This window comes from Pseudobutyrivibrio xylanivorans, from assembly GCF_008935055.1.
GTDB classification, from domain to species: Bacteria; Bacillota; Clostridia; order Lachnospirales; family Lachnospiraceae; genus Pseudobutyrivibrio; species Pseudobutyrivibrio xylanivorans_A.
The window spans coordinates 331,418-351,416 of the sequence record NZ_CP043028.1; the positions used below are offsets into that span (position 1 = coordinate 331,418).

Consider the following 19,999-nt stretch of genomic DNA (forward strand, 5'->3'; position numbering starts at 1 on the left):
ACGGACTCATTTATGAGCTGGTAGACATCAAGCTATTATATTACTCAAGTGAAGCATTTCACGCTGAACGGAGTAATATAATGCTTGTAGTCGTAACCAGCGGATTATAATTCTGGTGTACGAAGGATTGCACCACGATTTCCCGAAGTAACCTGAGCTGCGTAGCGACGTAAGTATCCTGAAGTAACCTTAGGCTCGCGAGGCTGCCACTTAGCACGGCGGCGCTCAAGCTCTGCGTCGTCGACGCGAAGTGTCATGGTGTAATTTGGAATATCGATTGCGATGATGTCGCCCTCTTCAACAAGTGCTATAGGTCCTCCAACAGCTGCCTCAGGTGAAACGTGTCCGATGGAAGCGCCACGGCTTGCTCCTGAGAAACGACCATCTGTAATAAGAGCAACTGATGAGCCAAGTCCCATGCCTGCAATAGCAGATGTAGGATTGAGCATCTCTCTCATACCAGGGCCACCCTTTGGTCCTTCGTAGCGGATAACAACTACATCACCCTCTACAATCTTTCCACCCTTGATAGCGGCAATTGCATCTTCCTCGCTGTCAAATACTCTTGCTGGACCTTCGTGAACAAGCATTTCCGGAACAACTGCACTACGCTTTACAACTGAACCGTCTGGTGCAAGATTTCCCTTGAGGACTGCAAGTCCACCAGTCTTTGTATATGGATTGTCCACAGGTCTGATAACCTCTGGATTTCTATTTACTGCATTTTTAATATTCTCACCAACAGTCTTGCCTGTAACTGTCATACAGTCTGTGTTGAGAAGTCCGATGTCTGCGAGCTCCTTCATAACTGCCCATACACCGCCTGCCTCGTTAAGGTCTTCCATATAAGTAGGACCTGCTGGTGCAAGGTGGCAAAGGTTTGGAGTCTTCTCTGAAATAGGATTTGCAAACTCGATATCAAAATCAAAGCCAATCTCGTGTGCGATTGCTGGCAAGTGAAGCATTGAGTTTGTAGAGCAACCAAGTGCCATATCTACTGTAAGAGCATTGAGCACAGCTTCCTTTGTCATAATCTGACGAGCTGTGATGCCCTTGTTATACATATCCATAACAGCCATACCAGCGTGCTTTGCAAGTCTGATTCTTTCTGAGTAAACTGCTGGGATTGTGCCGTTACCTCTTAGGCCCATGCCAAGCGCCTCTGTAAGGCAATTCATAGAGTTAGCTGTGTACATTCCTGAACAGCTACCGCAGGTTGGGCAAACATTCTCTACGAAGTTCTCTACCTCTTCCTCTGACATATTGCCTGCTGCATGAGCACCAACTGCCTCAAACATAGAAGAAAGTGAGCGCTTCTGACCACCAACATGACCTGCAAGCATAGGACCTCCTGAAACAAATACTGTTGGAAGATCAAGTCTTGCAGCTGCCATAAGAAGTCCAGGAACGTTCTTATCACAGTTTGGCACCATAACAAGGGCATCAAACTGATGAGCAAGAGCCATACACTCTGTAGAATCTGCAATCAAATCTCTTGTGACAAGGGAATATTTCATTCCGACATGTCCCATTGCAATACCATCACAGACGGCAATCGCTGGGAAAACTACTGGAACACCGCCTGCCTCAGCAACGCCAAGCTTTACGGCATCCACGATTTTATCAATATTCATATGGCCTGGTACTATCTCGTTGTACGAAGATACGATACCTACCATAGGCTTTTTCATTTCTTCCTGAGTAAATCCTAATGCATTGAATAAGGATCTGGCTGGTGCCTGCTGCATACCAGCTCTGGCATTATCACTTCTCATTATTTGACTCCTCCTAATCTATAATCCGCCTGTTACGGTCACAAGCCTTAGTATTTCTCCGCTCATCTAACACGATTCGCTTGAGAAATCTAAGAGCTTGTTTCCTACTAGCTCATCTATTTACTATAGTCTTTCTACAATTAATGTTCCCATTTCCACGGTGCCAACCTGCTTTACGCTACTTCCATCGCGAGGCATAATGTCGATTGTTCGGTAACCATCCTTTAGCACCTGCTTTACGGCCTTTTCGATGGCATCAGCTTCCTTATCTAAATCGAAGCTGTAGCGAAGCATCATCGCAGCTGAAAGGATTGTAGCGATTGGATTGGCGATACCCTTTCCTGCAATATCTGGTGCACTTCCACCTGATGGCTCGTAAAGACCAAACTTTGTATCATTTAATGAAGCTGATGAAAGCATTCCAATGGAACCGGTAACCATAGATGCTTCATCACTTAAAATATCTCCGAACATGTTCTCAGTAAGGATTACATCAAACTGACGAGGATCCTTAACAAGCTGCATTGCGCAGTTATCAACAAGCATGTGCTCGTACTGAACCTCTGGATAATCCTTTGCTACCTCTTCTACGATTTTGCGCCAGAGTCTTGAAGAATCAAGAACGTTTGCCTTATCAACTGATGTAACCTTCTTACGACGCTTAAGAGCAATATCGAATCCACGCTTAGCAATGCGGCGAATCTCTGACTCACTATAGGTGAGACTGTCTCTTGCAACAAGCTGACCATCCTCCTCCACTGTAGAACGCTCACCAAAGTAAAGGCCGCCTGTAAGCTCACGCATAATCATCATATCGAAGCCATCACCGATGATGTCATCCCTAAGTGGGCAGGCTTCCTTCAATTCTTCATATAGATATGCTGGTCGCAAATTTGCGAAAAGATTGAGGCTCTTGCGAAGCTTCAAGAGTCCTGCCTCAGGACGCTTGTCAGCTGGCAGCTTGTACCAAGGACTGGTAGATGTGTTGCCACCAATAGAACCCATAAGAACTGCATCAGAAGCTAATGCTGATTTGATTGCCTCATCAGTAAGAGGCTCACCGCAAGCATCGATTGAGCAGCCACCCATAAGAATTTCAGTGTAATTAAACTCATGACCAAATTTCGCACCAACGGCATCAAGCACCTTCAACGCCTCAGTAACAACTTCTGGTCCAATTCCGTCTCCTCTAATTACGCCTACATTGTAAACCATGATGATATCCTTCCCTTTATAAAAATCATTTTAAATATTTTAGTACACTAAAGTGTGAAATTCAATGCCATGATACTCATTTTATTAACTTTGACAAAATAGCCTAAATACTTCTACAATATAGAAAAAGAGTTAGTAAACTTCACTACGTTAAAGTGTTAAATAAAGGAAATTCAATGAGTTCAAAAGACAAAGTACTGGAATTTTTAGAAAACAATAAGGACACCTACATCTCTGGTGAGGCCATGGCCTCTGCCCTTGGTCTATCAAGAAATGCCATATGGAAAGCAATAAATGAGCTCAGAAAAACAGGATACGAAATAGATGCTGTTAGCAATAGAGGTTATCGTCTTGGCACGTCCAACGACATCATATCCACCGCAGGAATTCTATCCCATTTGGATGGTTCAATTAAAAATCTGTACGAAAGCCAACCAGATTTAATTCGTATATATGATTCTACCACCTCTACGAATCGCATTGCCAAAGAGTTTGCCATTGCAGGTGCCAGCCATGCTACGATTGTGCTGGCAAAAGAACAGACCGAGGGACGTGGGCGCAGGGAACACAGTTTTTATTCACCAGAAGGCGGATTATATATGAGCATTCTTCTGAAGCCATCACATTTAAAGACACTGGTTCCTGATGAAATCACCACCGCAACAGGCAGTGCAGTATGTACCGCCATTGAAAAGCTCACTGGCCAAAAGCCTCGCATTAAGCCAATCAACGATTTATTTATTGATGACAAAAAAATCTGCGGTATTCTAACTGAGGCTGGTACCGAATTTGAAACTGGAGATGTTCAGTGGATTGTTGTCGGCATAGGCATCAACTTTGACTCTGATATCAAAGCATTCCCTTCTGATATTAGAAATTCTGCCACCAGTCTCTTCTCCCCTGGTCAAAGCTCCATAACAAAGAATCAACTGGCTGCAGAAATCCTGAATCAATTATTCAGTCAAAAGATTTTTTAGAATCGGCACTGTAAGCGGTTCCCTGATATATGCATTGAAAAATCTTAATTAAAACTTTATAATAGGAAAGGATAATATCTTTTTATCCAATTCATTTTTTTGCACCCTCCCACTCGGGATAAACATGGTGTTTTACAGGTAAAAGGAGTTATAAATGAAAAAAGTAGAAGATTACATAAGAACTATTCCGGATTTTCCAGAGCCAGGTATTATGTTTAGAGATGTCACAAGTATTCTTCAGGATGCTGACGGATTCAAGCTCGCTATCGATGAGATGAAGAAGCTTCTTGATGGTGTTGACTGTGACGTTATAGCCGGTGCAGAGAGCCGCGGTTTCATCTTTGGCGCACCTCTCGCTTACGCACTTGGCAAGCCATTCGTACTTATTCGCAAGAAGGGCAAGCTTCCATGCGAAACAATCGAGAAGACATATGATCTCGAGTACGGTACAGCTACAATCGAGATGCACAAGGATGCTGTTAAGCCAGGCCAGAAGGTTGTTGTCGTAGACGATCTTATCGCTACAGGTGGTACAATCGAGGCTGCATGTGAGCTCATTGAGCAGCTCGGCGGCGAAGTAGCAAAGATTGTATTCCTTATGGAGCTCAAGGGTCTCAATGGCCGCGAGAAGCTTGCAAAGTACGACGTAGCTTCAGTCGTATCCTACGAAGGAAAGTAAATAACGTAAGTATGACATAATTTTTGGGTAGTACATGAGTCAAATGTGCTACCCATTTTAATTATATAGGAGTTTATAATACAGAATAATTGCTAGTAGAAAATGGCTTCAATTCAGTCGGTAGGCATCAAGCTCTGAGGTTTCTGAATGAGGCATGTAGTTATTCTGGATTGAATATTTCATGGAATTAAAAGAGATAGCACATATAAACACAGGATTTACACAAAAATTTGGTATACCTAGACAAAGTGGATTAGTTAGTGAAATAGGCCACATCATCTTCACTCCTGAATTCCGCAATCCCACCTTCATAGATGGCATAACAGATTATGATTTTCTTTGGCTACTGTGGGGATTTTCAAAGAATAAATCGCTGGAAGGTGGAACAGTCCGACCACCGCGCTTGGGAGGTCAAAAACACATGGGGGTCTTTGCAACCCGTGCACCATATCGTCCCAATAATATTGGCTTATCTTCTGTTAAGCTTTTGGAAATACAAGAAACCGAGGAGTACGGTCCGGTACTTGTTGTCAGCGGAGTTGACATGTTGGATGGAACACCGATATACGACATCAAGCCTTACATTCCTTATGCGGATGCCCACCCTGAGGCCAGAGGTGGTTTTACCGACAATTTATCAAAAGGTGAACAGGTAAAGGTAATATTCCCAGAGGAACATTTAAATAAGCTTCCTTTTGAACTGAGAAAAACAGCCATTGAGATTTTAACTCAAGATCCGAGAGCTGGTTATGACCGTGGAAAGCAGCGTGATTTCAAGCTGGCATACCACGGATTTGATATAGTATTTTTAGGAAATGAAGGAGAAATAACAGTAACTGATGTTGTAAAAACAGAATTCTAAGGAGGGGCTCTTTTATGTATGATTACATTACGATTGAACGCAAATATGGTAGTGGTGGACACAGCATCGCCGAAAAGCTTGCCAAAAAACTAAACTATCGCCTGTATGATCGCGGTGTAGTTGTTGAGACCTGCAAGCGCATGGGCTTGTCATATGACCAGGTTTCAGGTATGGACGAGCAGACTCCTATAAAAGCATTCTTCAAGGCTCCTGGCGAAAACCTTTCCATGGAAGAAAAGATTTTCAATACTGAGGTTGAGATTATCCGTGAAGCTGCTGAACAGCCAGGTTGCGTTTTTGTTGGCCGCTGCGCAAGTGAAATCCTCAAAGATAAAAAGGTTCTTCGCGTTTTCATCACCGCAGATGACCAGTATCGAAAAGGTCGTGCTGTTACTGTAGAAAACATCGAAGCTTCAAAAGCCGAGGATGTAATGCGCAAGTTCGACAAAAAGCGCGAGAAGTTCTTCCAGCTTCACTCCGGTGAAAAATGGGGCTCACCTGAATACTTTGATTTAATCATCAACTCTGGTAACTTGGAAGAAGATGCCTGCGTAGCTCTTCTTGAAGCTATTATAAAAGCGTAGACAAATGAATAATAAACCTAAAACCAAACTTCTTACCATAGGTCTTTTATGCTGTGGCAGAGCCGAAACTACCGAGCGCTGCCTAAAATCTTTGATGCCTATTCGAAAAGCTATTGACTCTGAAATTCAGGTTGTGGACACTGGCTGTTCCCCTGAAACCAGAGCCATCGTAGAGAAATATGCTGATGAGATTTTCGAATTTCAGTGGTGCAATGACTTTGCAGCCGCCAGGAATTTCCAGTTGGATCAAGCCAATGGTAAGATGTTTTTATTTTTAGACGATGACGAATGGTTTATCGAACCACAAAACATTGTCTCATTCTTCAAAGGTAAAGACGTATTAAACTACGTGATTGGCGGCTATTTTCAGCGTAATTATCAGGACTTTGAAGGTAAAGAATACACCGATATCGAAGTAATCAGAATGTGCAAGGTAACACCTGAGACCCATTTTGTAGGAAAGGTTCACGAATACATCGAGCCTAAGAAGGGCAATACTGTCATTATGTCAGTACATGCTGGTCATTTTGGCTATGTGTACACGACTCAGGAGGATAATATCAAGCATTCCATGCGAAACATCCCTCTACTAAAAGAGATGATGGCCGAAGACCCTGACAATTTCCGCTGGTCATATCAGCTTGCGCAGGAATATGCTGGTATTGATTACTTCGAAGATTTACTTGAGCTTTGCAAAGAATCAATAGCCCGCACCTATCAGGTGGATAACAATGATGTAAAAAGATATCGTGGTTCATTTGCATCTGGCCAGGCATTAGCCTTATTTAATCTTCAACGATGGGATGAAGCGCTTGAGCTGTACAATCAATACATAGCTTCTGACGAAATATATGATTTGGCAAAAGCGAAAATCGCACTGATAGCTACTCAGATACTTTTCCTACAGGAACAATATTCCGATTGCAGAATTACAGCAGACTTCTATCTTACCGCCTATGAGAAGCTCGCTAAAATTCAGGACCTGACCTTCAAGCAGGGCGGCGTTTTCCTGATGGATGTATTCGCAAAAAAGTTTGTGGATAGTGTACGACTTTATTTAGTGATAATAGATTCTGACCCTCAGAAATTTGATGAAATGTATAAGTTGGAAGAAACCATACTGGCTGAGATTAAAAAGCTGGAGGCTGAAGGAAACATAAAAGAAGCTGCTGCTACAAAGGAGCAGCTCAAAGGAATTATAAAAAATACTTTTGGAATTGAATCATTACACATTTAGGTGTGAAAAAAGGGACCCCGAAGGGTCCCAATTTTTGTGGATAGTACTTGAAAGTACCTTTTGCGTTTGGCCACGCTATTACTGAAGAATTGACATAACTCCCTGTGTAGACTGATTTGCTTGTGCGAGCATTGACTGGCCTGCCTGAGCAAGAATATTGTTCTTGCTGTATGTAACCATTGCATCAGCCATATCTGTATCACGGATTCGTGATTCAGCAGCAGTAGAGTTTTCAACTACGTTATCTAAGTTTGCAATTGAGTGCTCGAGTCGATTCTGGACTGCACCAAGAAGTGATCTCTGAGCTGATACTCTAGCGAGGGCATCTGATATTCCGTCGATGGCATATGTTGCTGAGATACCTGTCTCGTCTGCAACATTAAGACCCTTGATACCGAGGAACGCTGCGTTCATTGTGTTGATCTCTACATTAATCTTATTTGTCATATCAGCGTCAGCACCTACGTGAAGATTAAATGTCAGCGAGCTTGCGTAACTTACAGTACCCTGCTTGATGAGGAAGGTTCCATCATTATTGTTTGTTACCTTAGCCTCCGTGTCAGTTCCGACAGATGATGCTTTCTGCAACTCCTCAGCCATTAATGCATATGCATGCTGAGTAGAAATATTGTTCTCATCCTCTGAATCAACACCTGCAACAGTATACTTGACAGTATCTGCACCGTTCTTGAATTCTACACGCTGTCCTTCTTTGAGTAGTCCAACGATACTGCCTCGTGTAAGATAATTTTCGCTTGGCTGCTCCATATCAGAGTTCTCGACTACTGTGTAAGTAACCTTGTTATTGCCATCGATATCAGAAATTGTGACCTTGATAGTGCCACCGTTTGTGTCAGCCGATAACGCGCCAATCGCTTTCGATACATCAGCCAGCTTTGTAGGAATATAATCTCCTACAACAGCTGTTGTTACCTCGCCATTTGTTATGATTGTATCTCCAGCCGCAATGTTATTAGCTGATGATGAATTGGTTGCACGTTGCTTAAACTGATTCATTGTAATCTTACCATCAGAACCAAGCTTCCAGGTTGAAACCTCTCCCTCACCAAGATTCTTAGTAATTTCAAAGGTTGTCATACCATTTTCTGCCTGCTTATCCTTAAGTCTGATTACACTGCCCTCAACTGCAATTGTTCCGATACTCTTCTTATGTCCTTCCTGCTCGTAAAGTGCGGTATCCTTGAATGTTGCCTTTTCATACCAGCCAGTAGATACATTCTTTGGTCCATTAACACCATTGTTATCATGTACATAGTACTGATATACAGTGCCATCCTTTGTAGTAATTAAATCTCCTGACTGAGGTGTGTATGTTGCTGTCGATGTTATATCTGTAGACTTAACCTTGCTTGTAAGTACATAATCCTTGCCATCTACAGTAATTGAATCTCCAACTCTAGCGGCTGTAGTACCAAGCTTTGTTGCATCGTAGTAGCTGTCTTCCGACTTACCGATACCAATCTTGTATACCTTGCCACCAATTGTTACCTGCTGTCCATCTTTCAAGCGCTCGTTAAGTGCGAAGGTTGTTTCGCCCTTACCATTTGCAGTGAGTTTTCCATCAAGTCCAGCGTCGTGTGCGTTAACGGCTTTAGTGACTTTTGTGCCTTCTGGGTCACCTTTCAATAGATATGTTTCGTTGAATTTTGTTGTCTCTGCTACACGGTCAATTTCCAATGTAAGCTGATCAATTTCATCCTGGATAGACTGTCTGTCTGTTCCACTGTTAGTTCCGTTGGCCGCCTGAACTGCCAGTTCGTTCATTCTCTGGAGCATGGCGTGTACTTCTGTAAGTGCGCCTTCAGCTGTCTGTACTGAAGAAATACCATCTGATGCATTTGTAGATGCCTGATCCAAGCCTCTAATCTGCTTTCTCATCTTTTCAGAAATTGAAAGTCCTGCTGCATCGTCTGCTGCTCTGTTGATTCTAAATCCAGAAGAAAGTTTCTCTGAAGTCTTTGACTGTGCGTTTGTTGTTATACCTAACATTCTTGAAGCATTAGCTGCCTGCATATTGTGTTGTACTACCATAATTTCTACCTCCTTGTAGATACTCTTAAGATTCCATTCATAAGAGGCGCTTAAAGCGCATCGTTAATTGTTAATTTCATAAAATTTAATGATATGGAATGCTACATACTTTAGGCAACAGTCCGTATCTATATAACAAAGGAAGGGCCAACTTCCCAGGTTATCAAGGTAAGAAACTAAGTAGTATAACGAGCTTTATTCAATTGTAAAGCTGCTGTTTAGGCCAGTCGTTCTTCCGCGCGATTTTGAAAAACAACTGCCTGGATGGATAACAAAATACTGTTTTTTTCTTGTATTACTGTTTCCATCTACTTTAATTATCGGAGTGGGTCAAAAAAACTTTAGAAGTGTGGCGAAAAAAAATAGAACCCACATTGGAATTAAGCACCTGTTGACAAATGCTGTTGAAATAGGAACAGATGTGTATTTTTGGGATGCCTTATTTCAAAAATGATGTTAGAATGTGAACTGCAATTTTTAAGGGGAATAATTTAGAAAAATGAATACTAAGGAAATATCAATTACTTCTATTAATCATGCCTATGAACACTCAAGGCTCATGGAGCAAAAGTTTCGTGATGCATCAATAGTTCTAGCCATCCTCTTGACGGGAGTCGGCTTCTGGGTAATGTTCTACGCCTTATGGGAGTACCTTGGCAGACCATTTCCAACTTCATATATGACTCAGGCTGTGGATTTGCTGGCTGTATTAATGTGCCTAGCAGGATTGCGCTACACAAGTGTGTCTTGGAAAGACCTGGGTCTCATGACAGACAATCCTAAGAAAATTATTAAGGAATCACTTATTATTTGTGCCATTTCATTTGTAATCCTTGCAGTGATTAAATACGTAGGTCAGCTTTACGATCCAACCTTGTTTCAAACTGAGCATGGCTTCTTTGATATCCGCCGTTTCAATCTTTATCAGGTAGCATATTTGTTCACTGCATTTATTCAGGAATTCACCGCACGAAGTGTAATGCAGACAAACCTCAAACGTGTTTGCGCCACAAAACACAAGGTCACCTACTCAATCATCCACTCATCTATCGTTTTTGCAGTGTTCCACATTGAGTACGGCATTTGGTTCATGATTGGCGCAGCCATCCTAAGCGGTGTACTTGGAATCATCTACGAAAAGCAAAATACAGTCCTTGGAGTATGGATTGTACACTGGTTCCTGGGTGTAACCGCATTTTTGTTTGGAATTATAAATCAGTAAAAAAAGCCTTTAGAGTCAATGATTCTAAAGGCTTTTTCCTGCTTTCAAAGTACTATTTCTTTGGTGGCCAGCTTTTCCCTAAATCTCACATCATGCTCAACAATTAGCATTGTAGGCTGATATTCTTCAATCAGCTTTTCTATCTGCATTCGCGAAAATACATCGATGTAATTAAGTGGCTCATCCCAAATATAAAGATGTGCTGATGTAAGAAGACTTCCTGCTATAAGCACCTTCTTCTTCTGTCCCTCTGAAAAGTCCTCAATATTCTTTTCAAACTGAACCCTGCTCATATCCAACTGTCGCAATATAGAAAGCAGCAAACTATAATCTAAACCCTTTTGCGCTGCATGCTCCTTTAGGCTCCCCTTTAGATGAGAAGTGTCCTGAGTTATATAGGAAACAACCAGATTAGGCGCCACAGAAATCTCTCCACCCAGTATGATATTTGAAGCATCTCCATAACCAGCCTTATCTAAGATGACTTTTATTAACGTTGATTTTCCGCTTCCATTTTCACCTGATAAAAACAGTCTTTGTCCCTGTAGAAGTTCAAAGCTTAGCTCTTCAATAACTGGAGTACCACCATCATTGTATCTTAGCGATAATCCCTTACAGTCAATCAGCCTTTTCTTGTAATGCTCCATCGGCATTACCTTTAAATCGATTGGCTCCTCTATATCCTTCAGCAGCCCCTCTTTTTCTGCTATCTCACGGTCCATTCGTTTCTCATAACTTTTCACTCTAGCTTGCATCTTCTTTGTTTTAGCGCCAATATATGACCTTGTGCTTATAGATCTATCCGTTTCTTTGATTGGGTCATAACCTATCTTGGTAGCTTCACTTTTATCTGCCCACCTAGAAGATCTGTCTGCTGCAGCTTTGAGTTTTCCAAGCTCCTTCAAGTGCTTTTCGTTTTCGTTCTTCGAAAAAGTATCCGCTCTAACCTTGTTTTCCCACCAGCTTGAAAAGTTCCCAGTCTGGACTTCTATTGATGCTCTATTAAGCACCAGCACATGGTCGATACATGCATCCAGCAGGTCTCTATCATGGGACACAAGAATAAATCCCTTCTTGGAAGTCAGGTATTTTTTAACTATTTCTCGTGCTTCCATATCAAGATGATTTGTAGGCTCATCAATTAACAAGAAATCATTTTCTCCAGAAAATAATACCGCCAACATCACCTTGGTTCGTTCCCCAAAGCTTAATGTCTTAAATGGTCTGTACAATAATTCTGCATCTATAGAAAGCATCGGAAGCTCACACATTACCCTCCAGCTTTCCACCGATGGCTTCCATTTCTCCATCAGCTCCTCAGCAGTTTTTTCCAAATCATCACCGCTAACCTTATAGGGGAAATAATCAAAAACCACGTTAGTAGAAATACTGCCCTGGTAAGAATATTTCCCTAGCAATAAATTAAGGAACGTGGTTTTCCCCTTACCATTTCTTCCAATAAAACCTAATTTCCAGTTTGTATCCACAGAGAAAGATACATTCTCAAAAATATCATCAAAGCTGCCTTCATAGGCAAATGTAAGATTCGTAACATTAATTTGTGCCATAAAAACCTCCAGTCCCCCGAGGAATACGTTAAAAAAAGCCTGCTCTTGCCCACGCAAAAACAGACTCACTAAATAATCCTATATATACCAGGTGGTAATGTGAAAGGATAAATAAGCGATAATCCAATTTAAGCGCGCACAAACAAGCCTGTCCTCAGGCCCAATAATATGTGTTTACTCAAATCAAACTATCTAATTATCATTCCCTCACCCTCACACAAAACCTGTGTGTTCCTTCTCTTATTTTCTTAAGTATAATACTAGCACTAGAGATGTGCAACAAAAAGCACAATACACATCTATAAATCTTGTCATCAGCAGCTTTAATTTAGTCATTTTACCATCATTTGACTAAATTGAATCAATCATGACGTAATTAAATCTTTCACGCTTTTCCTATGCCTTCTTTTTAAACTTTCGAGATGAATGTAAGATTTTCTGCTTTCAGTTCGGCTGAGGAGGCTCGAACTGATTTATAGCCCCACAAAATACTAAAAGAAAGGAATTTTTAGCATCTGCATTTTTAAGTTAAACCTTAGGTTAAACCAAGATTTATTAAATATTTCTTCCTTGATACTGCACAGTCACCACTAGTACTCTCATCTTTTCTTCATCAATTCTAAATATAGCAATATAATTATCAACTATTAGTTGTTTATATCCTTTACCTGCATATCTACCGGTAATCCTATCTTGATGAGATTCAGGCAATGTATCGAGTCCAAGTATAGCTTCCTTTATTCTATCAATCTGTCCTTTTGCATTTTCAGGAGACAACTTTTCATAAGCAATATAAGCATATATTTCCTCAATATCCCTATAAGCTCTTGGCATTAATTCCACAGTATACTTATTCAAAATACTTTTTCTCCAATTCTGCAAATGCTTCCTTTGCATCTACTGTCTTACCTGTTTCAGCAAACTCCTGCTCTGCTTCAAAAATAGCCTGATCTATTCGATTTTCTCTTGCAAACTTCTCGTACAATTCTGCACTCATAACCACAAGATCACTATATCCATTTTTAGTGATAAAAATAGGCTCCTTTTGTCTATGTGCAATTTCTGATATTTCACTTGTATTTCTTAAATCTCGTATAGGCATAATTGTTGGCATAATAACTACCTCCTTATTTAACTTTATTGTAGCATAATTATGCTGCACTGTATATATCTTTACTTAAAATCCTATTTTACTTACATATTGCAGTTTCAACCAGTGACAAATTGTCACCAATAAAAAATAGCCTTCATATTGAAGACTATTTTTCAAACAACTCTGGTTCGGTCTCTTTTAATATATCCGCAAGTACCTTGTAGTCTAGATACTGCATTCCTTCCTTGCCTTGATTTATTTTATTTGAAAGCTTACTGCCATAATAGATAGCCATTGCTTTCTCTAGAGAAACATTGTTTTCTTTTGCTATATAAGAAATCAATCTCTCTTCCAAGTTTTCTTGATATACCTGTTCTAATACCTTATCATCCATTATTTAACCTCATATGAAGAACTATAAGTCAAAAGATTATCTATAGCTTTTTGCGATATAAAAGCTATCTGGTCATAAGTTTCATATACCTTGATTTCTTTCAAAGCTCTATCTCTATCCCAGATGCCTTGATGATACATATCTACAACTCTAAAAACCTTATCATCAGCTACTTTTCCAATGATGATATCATATTGTTTGTATTCTTCATTTCCATCTCTACATGAGCATACAAAATCTATCCACTCTATCAAATCATCAGGAAATGTTTTTACCTTAAAGGAATCATAATCAGCTTTCAGTTCGTAACAGTTAACTATAGACACATCCTTATTAAAGATATCAGCCTTTCTTCTAGCCCATTTTTCAGCCTGTTCCTTAACTGTAGTAATATAAAAGCCTTTACCAAAATCTAATGGTCTATATGAGTGATTAATATCTGGCTTCTTAATTACATCAATTCCGCCATGGTAAACAATCATATTTTAACACCTCTTGCATTTAAATAATCTGTAATGTCATCAATAACATAGGACGTGCTTTGAGTATGAATTATATCAAAATGCTTAACTAAATAATTATTTATACAATCAACACTACTAAGCATAGTATAAACCTCGGATGGTAGTTTCCCCCACTTATTAGCACAAGCATGAATCATGTAGATTACAAACGAAAAAGATTCTTGATTCATCTATTTAATCTCCTTTGTTAAATTAACTCCTACATAAATAATATAACAGATTCCTACATAAAAGAAAAAGCCTCCAGACAAAAGTCTGAAGGCTTTCATTGCTGAGGCTGAGGAGGCTCGAACTCCCGACAACCTGATTAAAAGTCAGGTGCTCTACCAACTGAGCTACAACCCCATATTAAATTGTTGAGTGCATCGCCTAAAATAAAAAGGCATAGACATCGAAACTGGGCTAGCTGGATTCGAACCAGCGAATGCCAGAATCAAAATCTGGTGCCTTACCGCTTGGCGATAGCCCATTGTTTTGATAAGTTGCTATCGCAACAGGGTGGGTAGAGGGGTTCGAACCCTCGACCTTCGGAACCACAATCCGACGCGCTAACCAGCTGTGCCACACCCACCATATAAATGTGCCAGAAGGGATTCGAACCCCCGACCCACGGCTTAGAAGGCCGTTGCTCTATCCAGCTGAGCTACTGACACATATTACTGAATATTGGAAAATAAAAAGCGGGTGATGGGAATCGAACCCACGTATTCAGCTTGGAAGGCTGATGTTCTACCATTGAACCACACCCGCATGTGCTTATTTAATTTCCAAGTCGGGGTGACAGGATTCGAACCTGCGACCCCCTGGTCCCAAACCAGGTGCTCTAGCCAAACTGAGCCACACCCCGAAGTGTTTATTTATTCGCTGTTCCGTTACTTCCGTATCTCTCTCGCGAACAAAAAGAAGTATATATTAGAACCCGGTTAATGTCAACAACTTTTTTCAAATTTAATTGTTAGATTTTATAACAAAATATCTGATATTCCGACAACTCTGACACACGTCGGTTACGCCTACAAGCAATAGGTATCTCCGCTCAACTACATGTTTCGCTTGAGACACCTATTAGCTTGTTGTCTACCGACTTTAAAATAGCTACCAGCAACAATTATATTGTTATCCTACGGCTTATTCTAATATATGCGATAATCCCTGGGCGATGATTGTTACTACGTGCTCGTCGGCGAGGCTATAGTAAATCTGCTTACCCTCGCGGCGGCTTTTAACCAGCTTACTGCTACGCAGTATCTGAAGCTGATGTGAAACAGCTGACTGGGTCATACCAAGACTCTCTGAAATGTCACACACGCATAATTCAGATTCAAACAAAGCCACCAATATTCTTACTCTTGTGCTATCTCCAAAAACCTTAAAAAGCTCTGCAAGATCGTAAAGAGCGTCCTCGTCTGGAAGTTCGTTTAAAACCTTTTCAACTAAATTTTTATGAACGCACTGCTCATCACAGCACTCAGCATGTTTAACCATTTGTATATCCCATTCTTTCTTTAAACTATAGCCTGTCACGCAGTCAATCCCTAGTAAATCTTCCAAGCACTACATGTACTTGGAAGATTTCTAAGAGATTGTCTGCTACAGGACTCATCGGTCATCGACTAGTTTATACTACACGTTACGGACACGCAACGCACGTATCGCATTTAACACTGCGATAACCATTACGCCAACATCTGCAAAGATAGCAAACCACATATTAGCAATTCCAATTGCACCAAGGATAAGACAAGCAACCTTGATTCCGATGGCAAAATAGATATTCTCGTAAACAATTCGCATGCATTTTCTGGAAATGCCAATTGCCTTTGCAATTTTCTTTGGATCATCATCCATAAGGACAACATCCGCTGCCTCGATAGCTGCATCAGAGCCCAACGCGCCCATTGCAACACCAATATCCGCTCTTGAAAGCACTGGAGCGTCATTTATACCGTCACCAACGAATAAAAGCTGTTCATTGTCGTTTTTCGAGCTCAGAAGCTCTTCGACCTTTGTCACCTTGTCAGCTGGAAGAAGCTCTGAATAAACATCATCAAGCCCTAACTCCTTTGCCACTATTTCTGCCACATGTCTGCTGTCACCTGTAAGCATAACAGTCTTTCTGACACCAGCACGCTTCAGAACATCAATAGCCTCTTTTGAAGTAGGCTTGAGCTTATCTGAAATAAGAATATAACCCTTATATTTTTCATCGAAAGCAACGTGAATAACAGTTCCAGGCTCTTCAACAGGCTTCACATCCAAGCCTAAAGAAGTCATAAGCTTCTCATTTCCGGCGGCTACATTTACACCTGCAACAACAGCCTTGATTCCTGCGCCAGCCACTTCTTCAACATCAGTAACCTTTGCAGAATCGATTGGCATTCCATATGCCTCTTTCAGGCTTCGTGAAATTGGATGATTAGAGAATACCTCAGCCATAGCTGTTTTTTCAAGTAATTCATCCATAGAAATATCTGTAGGTGAAACCTTCGTAACCTGGAAAACGCCCTCGGTCAAAGTGCCTGTCTTATCCATGACAACGATTTTAGTCTTAGAAAGCATATCGAGATAATTCGAGCCCTTTACAAGCACACCCTCGTGACTTGCGCCACCGATTCCCGCAAAAAATGTAAGGGGAATACTGATTACAAGGGCACATGGACAACTGATTACTAGAAATGTAAGTGCTCTATAAACCCACTTTGACCACATTGGATCCATGCCTAAAATCAGGCAGACAATCGGTGGTAAGACTGCCAAACCTAAAGCCAAATAGCATACCACCGGTGTGTAAACCCTTGCAAATTTTGAAATAAAATTCTCTGGCTTTGACTTCTTAGATGAAGCATTCTCTACCAAATCTAAAATCTTTGAGGCGGTTGATTCGCCGAAATCCTTTGTCGTACGGATTGTAAGCACGCCAGACATGTTAATGCAGCCTGAGATAACCTCGTCACCGATTTTAGCACTTCTAGGCACGCTCTCGCCCGTGAGAGCTGCTGTATCAAGAGTTGCACTTCCATCCACAACCACGCCATCAATTGGAATTTTCTCGCCCGGCTGAACAATTATCTCCGTACCAATTTCAACCTCATCAGGATCAACCTGTACAAGCTGGCCTGCCTCCATGATATTAGCAAAGTCAGGTCTGATGTCCATCAATGCAGAAATGTTTCTACGACTCTTTCCAACTGCATAAGACTGGAACAATTCTCCAATCTGATAGAAAAGCATAACAGCTACACCTTCAGTATACTCACCGAGAGCCATTGCACCGATAGTCGCTACAGCCATAAGGAAGTTCTCATCAAATACCTGCTTATTTTTGATTCCCTTAAAAGCCTTCTTAAGGATGTCATATCCAATAACTAAATAAGGCACCAAAAACAGCACAAATCTGAGGATGCTTTCTTCCTCCAGTGGTAGCAAAAGCAACGCCACCATCAACACTGCTGCGATTATTATTCTAATTAAAACCTTCTTCTGCTTTTTGTTCATGTCGTACCTTTCTTATTGCGAGAATAGTTCCCTTTTTGCAAGCAATCTTAGTTAACTCTTGCATAGAATTCCATAGTCAGTAGCAGACTAGCTCTTGGTGTTACTCAAGGAGCCAATCTCGCGACAAATGATCCCAAAAGGATGATTACTTTAGTAATCAACTTTTGTGGTCTAGTAAGCGAAGCTTACATAGGAGAGTAATACCAAGGCTTGTATGCGTAACTGGCGGTGTGTATCCAGAGTTCTAAGAGATTGTCTGCTACAGGCTTATTTTTTGTCACAGGCCAGCTTATCAATAAACGAAATTAGATATAAATTTCGCAGTCGTCCTCGACCTTTTTGCAATTCTTGAGAACATCCTGCATTACAGCCTTAACATCAGCACCTTCTTCGAACTCTACGCTCATTTTAAGAGCCATGAAATTAACGCTTGCATCAGCAACACCAGCTGTGTTCTTTGCAGCCTCTTCCATCTTATTTGCACAGTTTGCGCAATCAACTTCGATTTTGTAATTCTTCTTCATATTTTCCTCCTTAAGGTCTATAAGGTAGTGTCAAATTCACTACCCATTTTTAGTTCTAAAACCTTGATTTATCGGGAGTTCAAAATAAAAAGAGCATTGACCTCCCTTTTTGGTATAATGTCAACGACCAAATCAACATCTCCGAAAAGGACTCAATGCTCATGAACATTATACTTTATTTACTTGAAATCATCCACCAACTCTATCAACAGAATTGCTGGCTTATTAACTTCATCTGCAGATATATACCGCTCAAACAGTGGGCTTTCGATGACTCACATTCTCCCAAATATCAAAAGTTCAAAGTGGATGAACTTCCTAAGATTGTCTATTATCATCAGGACTGGGACTGGAAGGACCTTAACAACTACTATACTCAGCGCTATGGCAAACCCGTTAAACCAATCAAAAGACGTTCAGAATGCGATATCCCGGAGGAATGTTCTTGTCCATCATGTCATGCACCACAGCCATATCTCTACAAGAACAATGGTAAAGCTGGACAGCTCATGTGTAAGATCTGCCAGACTACTTTTACGCCTGAGGACAATCGCTTTGATAAACAGTTATCTTTAAAATGTCCTCACTGCCAGCATACTCTTGTACGTATAAAAGACCGTAAGCACTTCGCCATCCATAAGTGTGTTAATCCCAAATGTCCTTACTATCTCAGCAACCTTAAAAAAGTCGATAAAGAGGATCTATCCGAAGAGAATGGCAAGTATAAATACAAGCTTCACTACATCTATCGCGAATTCTCGATAGATTTTTTTAAGATGGATCTGAACTCTCTTCCAAAGAATGCATCCTCACTTAAATTCAGCAAGCACAACGCCCACATCATGTCCCTGTGCCTTACGTTCCATGTCAATCTCGGACTGTCTTTGAGAAAAACAAGACAGGCATTATCTGATTTGTATGGGATATCTATATCTCATCAGCAGGTTGCTAACTACTGTAAGACAGCTGCCATCTGTATAAAACCTTTTGTTGACAATTACCCTTATGAGAAAGGCAATGTCTTTGCTGCGGATGAAACGTACATAAAGGTGCGCGGCATCAAAGGTTATGTCTGGCTTATTCTGAATGCTGCTACCAGAGCCATCATCGGTTATCAGGTATCTGACAACCGTGGCGTAGGTCCATGCATCCTTGCAATGAGAATGGCATTCAAAGGTATGTCTGAGCTTCCCAAAAATTTCAAGTTTATCGCTGATGGGTATAGTGCGTATCCGCTTGCAGCCCAACAGTTCTTTAGGCAGTTCGGTGACAGATTCAAGTTTGAGATCACACAGGTCATCGGTCTCCAGAACAACGATGAAGTGTCCAAAGAATACCGCCCTTTTAAACAGATGATTGAGCGTCTTAACCGCACCTATAAGGCATCTTATCGAATCACTAATGGGTTTGATAACTACGATGGCGCTAACTATGATCTGACTTTGTGGGTTGCCTACTATAACTTCCTGAGGCCTCATAAGTTCAATGACTTCAAACCACCAGTAGTTGATGACATACTATCCAAAGCTGAGAACATGCCTGCCAAGTGGCAGCTCATGATTTACTTTGGTCAGCAAAAAATCATGGAACTTCAGGCAGCCAGCTGATTGTTCTTAGATTCTGAGCCTGAGGTAATAACCCAGCCACCGCTTCAGCGGCTTGCCCTTGATGGCACAAAAAATAACTGCTACACTGCTGAAATCGACGGAGAAAATCTAATTGTTCTTGAGTTCTTCGCCGTCGGTGATTAACCTACAGCAGTTATTTTTTGTGCTGTCAAGGGTGGCGTCAGGTTACC

The 19,999-nt window shown here is 41.0% G+C and carries 19 protein-coding genes, 6 tRNA genes and 2 pseudogenes; 8 read left to right on the forward strand and 19 right to left on the reverse strand.

The genetic code is table 11. The features are described 5' to 3' along the window. Positions 1-104 precede the first annotated feature (104 nt). Positions 105-1,775 carry a dihydroxy-acid dehydratase gene (ilvD, locus tag FXF36_RS01500; protein WP_151622133.1) on the reverse strand — a complete coding sequence of 557 codons (1,671 nt, stop codon included), beginning with the start codon at positions 1,773-1,775 and terminating at the stop codon, positions 105-107. A gap of 123 nt (positions 1,776-1,898) precedes the next feature. Then, positions 1,899-2,990 (reverse strand): 3-isopropylmalate dehydrogenase, encoded by a 1,092-nt coding sequence (gene leuB, locus FXF36_RS01505; RefSeq protein WP_151622134.1) that lies wholly within the window; start codon positions 2,988-2,990, stop codon positions 1,899-1,901. A gap of 176 nt (positions 2,991-3,166) precedes the next feature. On the opposite strand from leuB, the gene FXF36_RS01510 reads away from it, so the two are divergent. The 5 genes from FXF36_RS01510 to FXF36_RS01530 all read left to right on the forward strand — a co-directional run bounded on the left by FXF36_RS01510 (position 3,167) and on the right by FXF36_RS01530 (position 7,329). Beyond that, positions 3,167-3,967: a biotin--[acetyl-CoA-carboxylase] ligase gene (locus FXF36_RS01510; RefSeq protein WP_151622135.1), complete on the forward strand. Its 801-nt coding sequence runs from the start codon at positions 3,167-3,169 to the stop codon at positions 3,965-3,967. Between the two features lie 154 nt (positions 3,968-4,121). Then, entirely contained in the window at positions 4,122-4,646 is a 525-nt protein-coding gene (locus FXF36_RS01515) for an adenine phosphoribosyltransferase (protein ID WP_151622136.1), read from the forward strand. 181 nt (positions 4,647-4,827) lie between these two features. After that, on the forward strand, positions 4,828-5,508 hold the full coding sequence (tsaA, locus tag FXF36_RS01520; protein WP_151622137.1) for a tRNA (N6-threonylcarbamoyladenosine(37)-N6)-methyltransferase TrmO: 681 nt from the start codon (positions 4,828-4,830) through the stop codon (positions 5,506-5,508). A gap of 14 nt (positions 5,509-5,522) precedes the next feature. Then, positions 5,523-6,092, forward strand: coding sequence for a cytidylate kinase-like family protein (locus FXF36_RS01525; protein ID WP_151622138.1), 570 nt, complete (start codon positions 5,523-5,525; stop codon positions 6,090-6,092). Between the two features lie 4 nt (positions 6,093-6,096). Continuing rightward, positions 6,097-7,329, forward strand: a complete 1,233-nt coding sequence (locus tag FXF36_RS01530; RefSeq protein WP_151622139.1) for a glycosyltransferase — start codon at positions 6,097-6,099, stop codon at positions 7,327-7,329. Positions 7,330-7,407: 78 nt separating this feature from the next. On the opposite strand, the pseudogene FXF36_RS16975 reads toward FXF36_RS01530, so the two are convergent. Beyond that, positions 7,408-7,983: pseudogene (locus FXF36_RS16975) on the reverse strand (flagellin); the annotation flags it as partial. A 996-nt stretch (positions 7,984-8,979) separates the two neighbouring features. Beyond that, positions 8,980-9,381 (reverse strand): annotated as a pseudogene (locus FXF36_RS16980) (flagellin); the annotation flags it as partial. Between the two features lie 499 nt (positions 9,382-9,880). Between FXF36_RS16980 and FXF36_RS01545 the strand changes: the two are divergent. Further along, the gene (locus tag FXF36_RS01545) at positions 9,881-10,603 is read left to right on the forward strand and encodes a CPBP family intramembrane glutamic endopeptidase (RefSeq protein WP_151622140.1); all 723 of its coding nucleotides are present in this window, start codon (positions 9,881-9,883) and stop codon (positions 10,601-10,603) included. 44 nt (positions 10,604-10,647) lie between these two features. Here the strand turns inward: FXF36_RS01545 and abc-f are convergent, their stop codons facing one another. The 15 genes from abc-f to FXF36_RS01620 form a co-directional block, all read right to left on the reverse strand. Further along, positions 10,648-12,171: a ribosomal protection-like ABC-F family protein gene (gene abc-f, locus FXF36_RS01550; RefSeq protein WP_151622141.1), complete on the reverse strand. Its 1,524-nt coding sequence runs from the start codon at positions 12,169-12,171 to the stop codon at positions 10,648-10,650. Positions 12,172-12,726: 555 nt separating this feature from the next. Continuing rightward, the gene (locus FXF36_RS01555; RefSeq protein ID WP_151622142.1) at positions 12,727-13,029 is read right to left on the reverse strand and encodes a type II toxin-antitoxin system RelE/ParE family toxin; all 303 of its coding nucleotides are present in this window, start codon (positions 13,027-13,029) and stop codon (positions 12,727-12,729) included. Beyond that, positions 13,022-13,285, reverse strand: coding sequence for a type II toxin-antitoxin system prevent-host-death family antitoxin (locus FXF36_RS01560; protein ID WP_151622143.1), 264 nt, complete (start codon positions 13,283-13,285; stop codon positions 13,022-13,024). The genes FXF36_RS01555 and FXF36_RS01560 overlap by 8 nt, the downstream gene beginning before the upstream one ends. A 145-nt stretch (positions 13,286-13,430) precedes the next feature. Continuing rightward, positions 13,431-13,658 carry a hypothetical protein gene (locus FXF36_RS01565; RefSeq protein ID WP_151622144.1) on the reverse strand — a complete coding sequence of 76 codons (228 nt, stop codon included), beginning with the start codon at positions 13,656-13,658 and terminating at the stop codon, positions 13,431-13,433. Then, entirely contained in the window at positions 13,658-14,140 is a 483-nt protein-coding gene (locus FXF36_RS01570; protein ID WP_151622145.1) for a DUF3990 domain-containing protein, read from the reverse strand. The genes FXF36_RS01565 and FXF36_RS01570 overlap by 1 nt, the downstream gene beginning before the upstream one ends. Continuing rightward, positions 14,137-14,352: a DUF3791 domain-containing protein gene (locus FXF36_RS16895; protein ID WP_028248494.1), complete on the reverse strand. Its 216-nt coding sequence runs from the start codon at positions 14,350-14,352 to the stop codon at positions 14,137-14,139. The genes FXF36_RS01570 and FXF36_RS16895 overlap by 4 nt, the downstream gene beginning before the upstream one ends. Before the next feature lie 102 nt (positions 14,353-14,454). Next, a tRNA-Lys gene (locus tag FXF36_RS01580) sits at positions 14,455-14,527 on the reverse strand. A gap of 52 nt (positions 14,528-14,579) precedes the next feature. Then, positions 14,580-14,651 (reverse strand) — tRNA-Gln (locus FXF36_RS01585). A 28-nt stretch (positions 14,652-14,679) separates the two neighbouring features. Beyond that, positions 14,680-14,753, reverse strand: a tRNA-His gene (locus FXF36_RS01590). An 8-nt stretch (positions 14,754-14,761) separates the two neighbouring features. Continuing rightward, a tRNA-Arg gene (locus FXF36_RS01595) sits at positions 14,762-14,835 on the reverse strand. Positions 14,836-14,861: 26 nt separating this feature from the next. Beyond that, positions 14,862-14,932, reverse strand: a tRNA-Gly gene (locus FXF36_RS01600). Positions 14,933-14,954: 22 nt separating this feature from the next. Then, positions 14,955-15,029 (reverse strand) — tRNA-Pro (locus FXF36_RS01605). Positions 15,030-15,310: 281 nt separating this feature from the next. Continuing rightward, on the reverse strand, positions 15,311-15,667 hold the full coding sequence (locus FXF36_RS01610; RefSeq protein WP_151622146.1) for an ArsR/SmtB family transcription factor: 357 nt from the start codon (positions 15,665-15,667) through the stop codon (positions 15,311-15,313). A gap of 138 nt (positions 15,668-15,805) precedes the next feature. Beyond that, on the reverse strand, positions 15,806-17,677 hold the full coding sequence (locus tag FXF36_RS01615) for a heavy metal translocating P-type ATPase (protein WP_151622147.1): 1,872 nt from the start codon (positions 17,675-17,677) through the stop codon (positions 15,806-15,808). A gap of 305 nt (positions 17,678-17,982) precedes the next feature. Then, positions 17,983-18,201 carry a cation transporter gene (locus tag FXF36_RS01620; RefSeq protein WP_151622148.1) on the reverse strand — a complete coding sequence of 73 codons (219 nt, stop codon included), beginning with the start codon at positions 18,199-18,201 and terminating at the stop codon, positions 17,983-17,985. A gap of 161 nt (positions 18,202-18,362) precedes the next feature. Here FXF36_RS01620 and FXF36_RS01625 point away from each other — a divergent pair, with 161 nt between their 5' ends. Both FXF36_RS01625 and FXF36_RS16190 read left to right on the forward strand, forming a co-directional pair. Continuing rightward, the gene (locus tag FXF36_RS01625) at positions 18,363-19,808 is read left to right on the forward strand and encodes a DDE-type integrase/transposase/recombinase (protein WP_151622149.1); all 1,446 of its coding nucleotides are present in this window, start codon (positions 18,363-18,365) and stop codon (positions 19,806-19,808) included. Continuing rightward, positions 19,809-19,952 carry a hypothetical protein gene (locus tag FXF36_RS16190; protein WP_155829907.1) on the forward strand — a complete coding sequence of 48 codons (144 nt, stop codon included), beginning with the start codon at positions 19,809-19,811 and terminating at the stop codon, positions 19,950-19,952. It begins immediately after the preceding gene. Positions 19,953-19,999 lie beyond the last annotated feature (47 nt).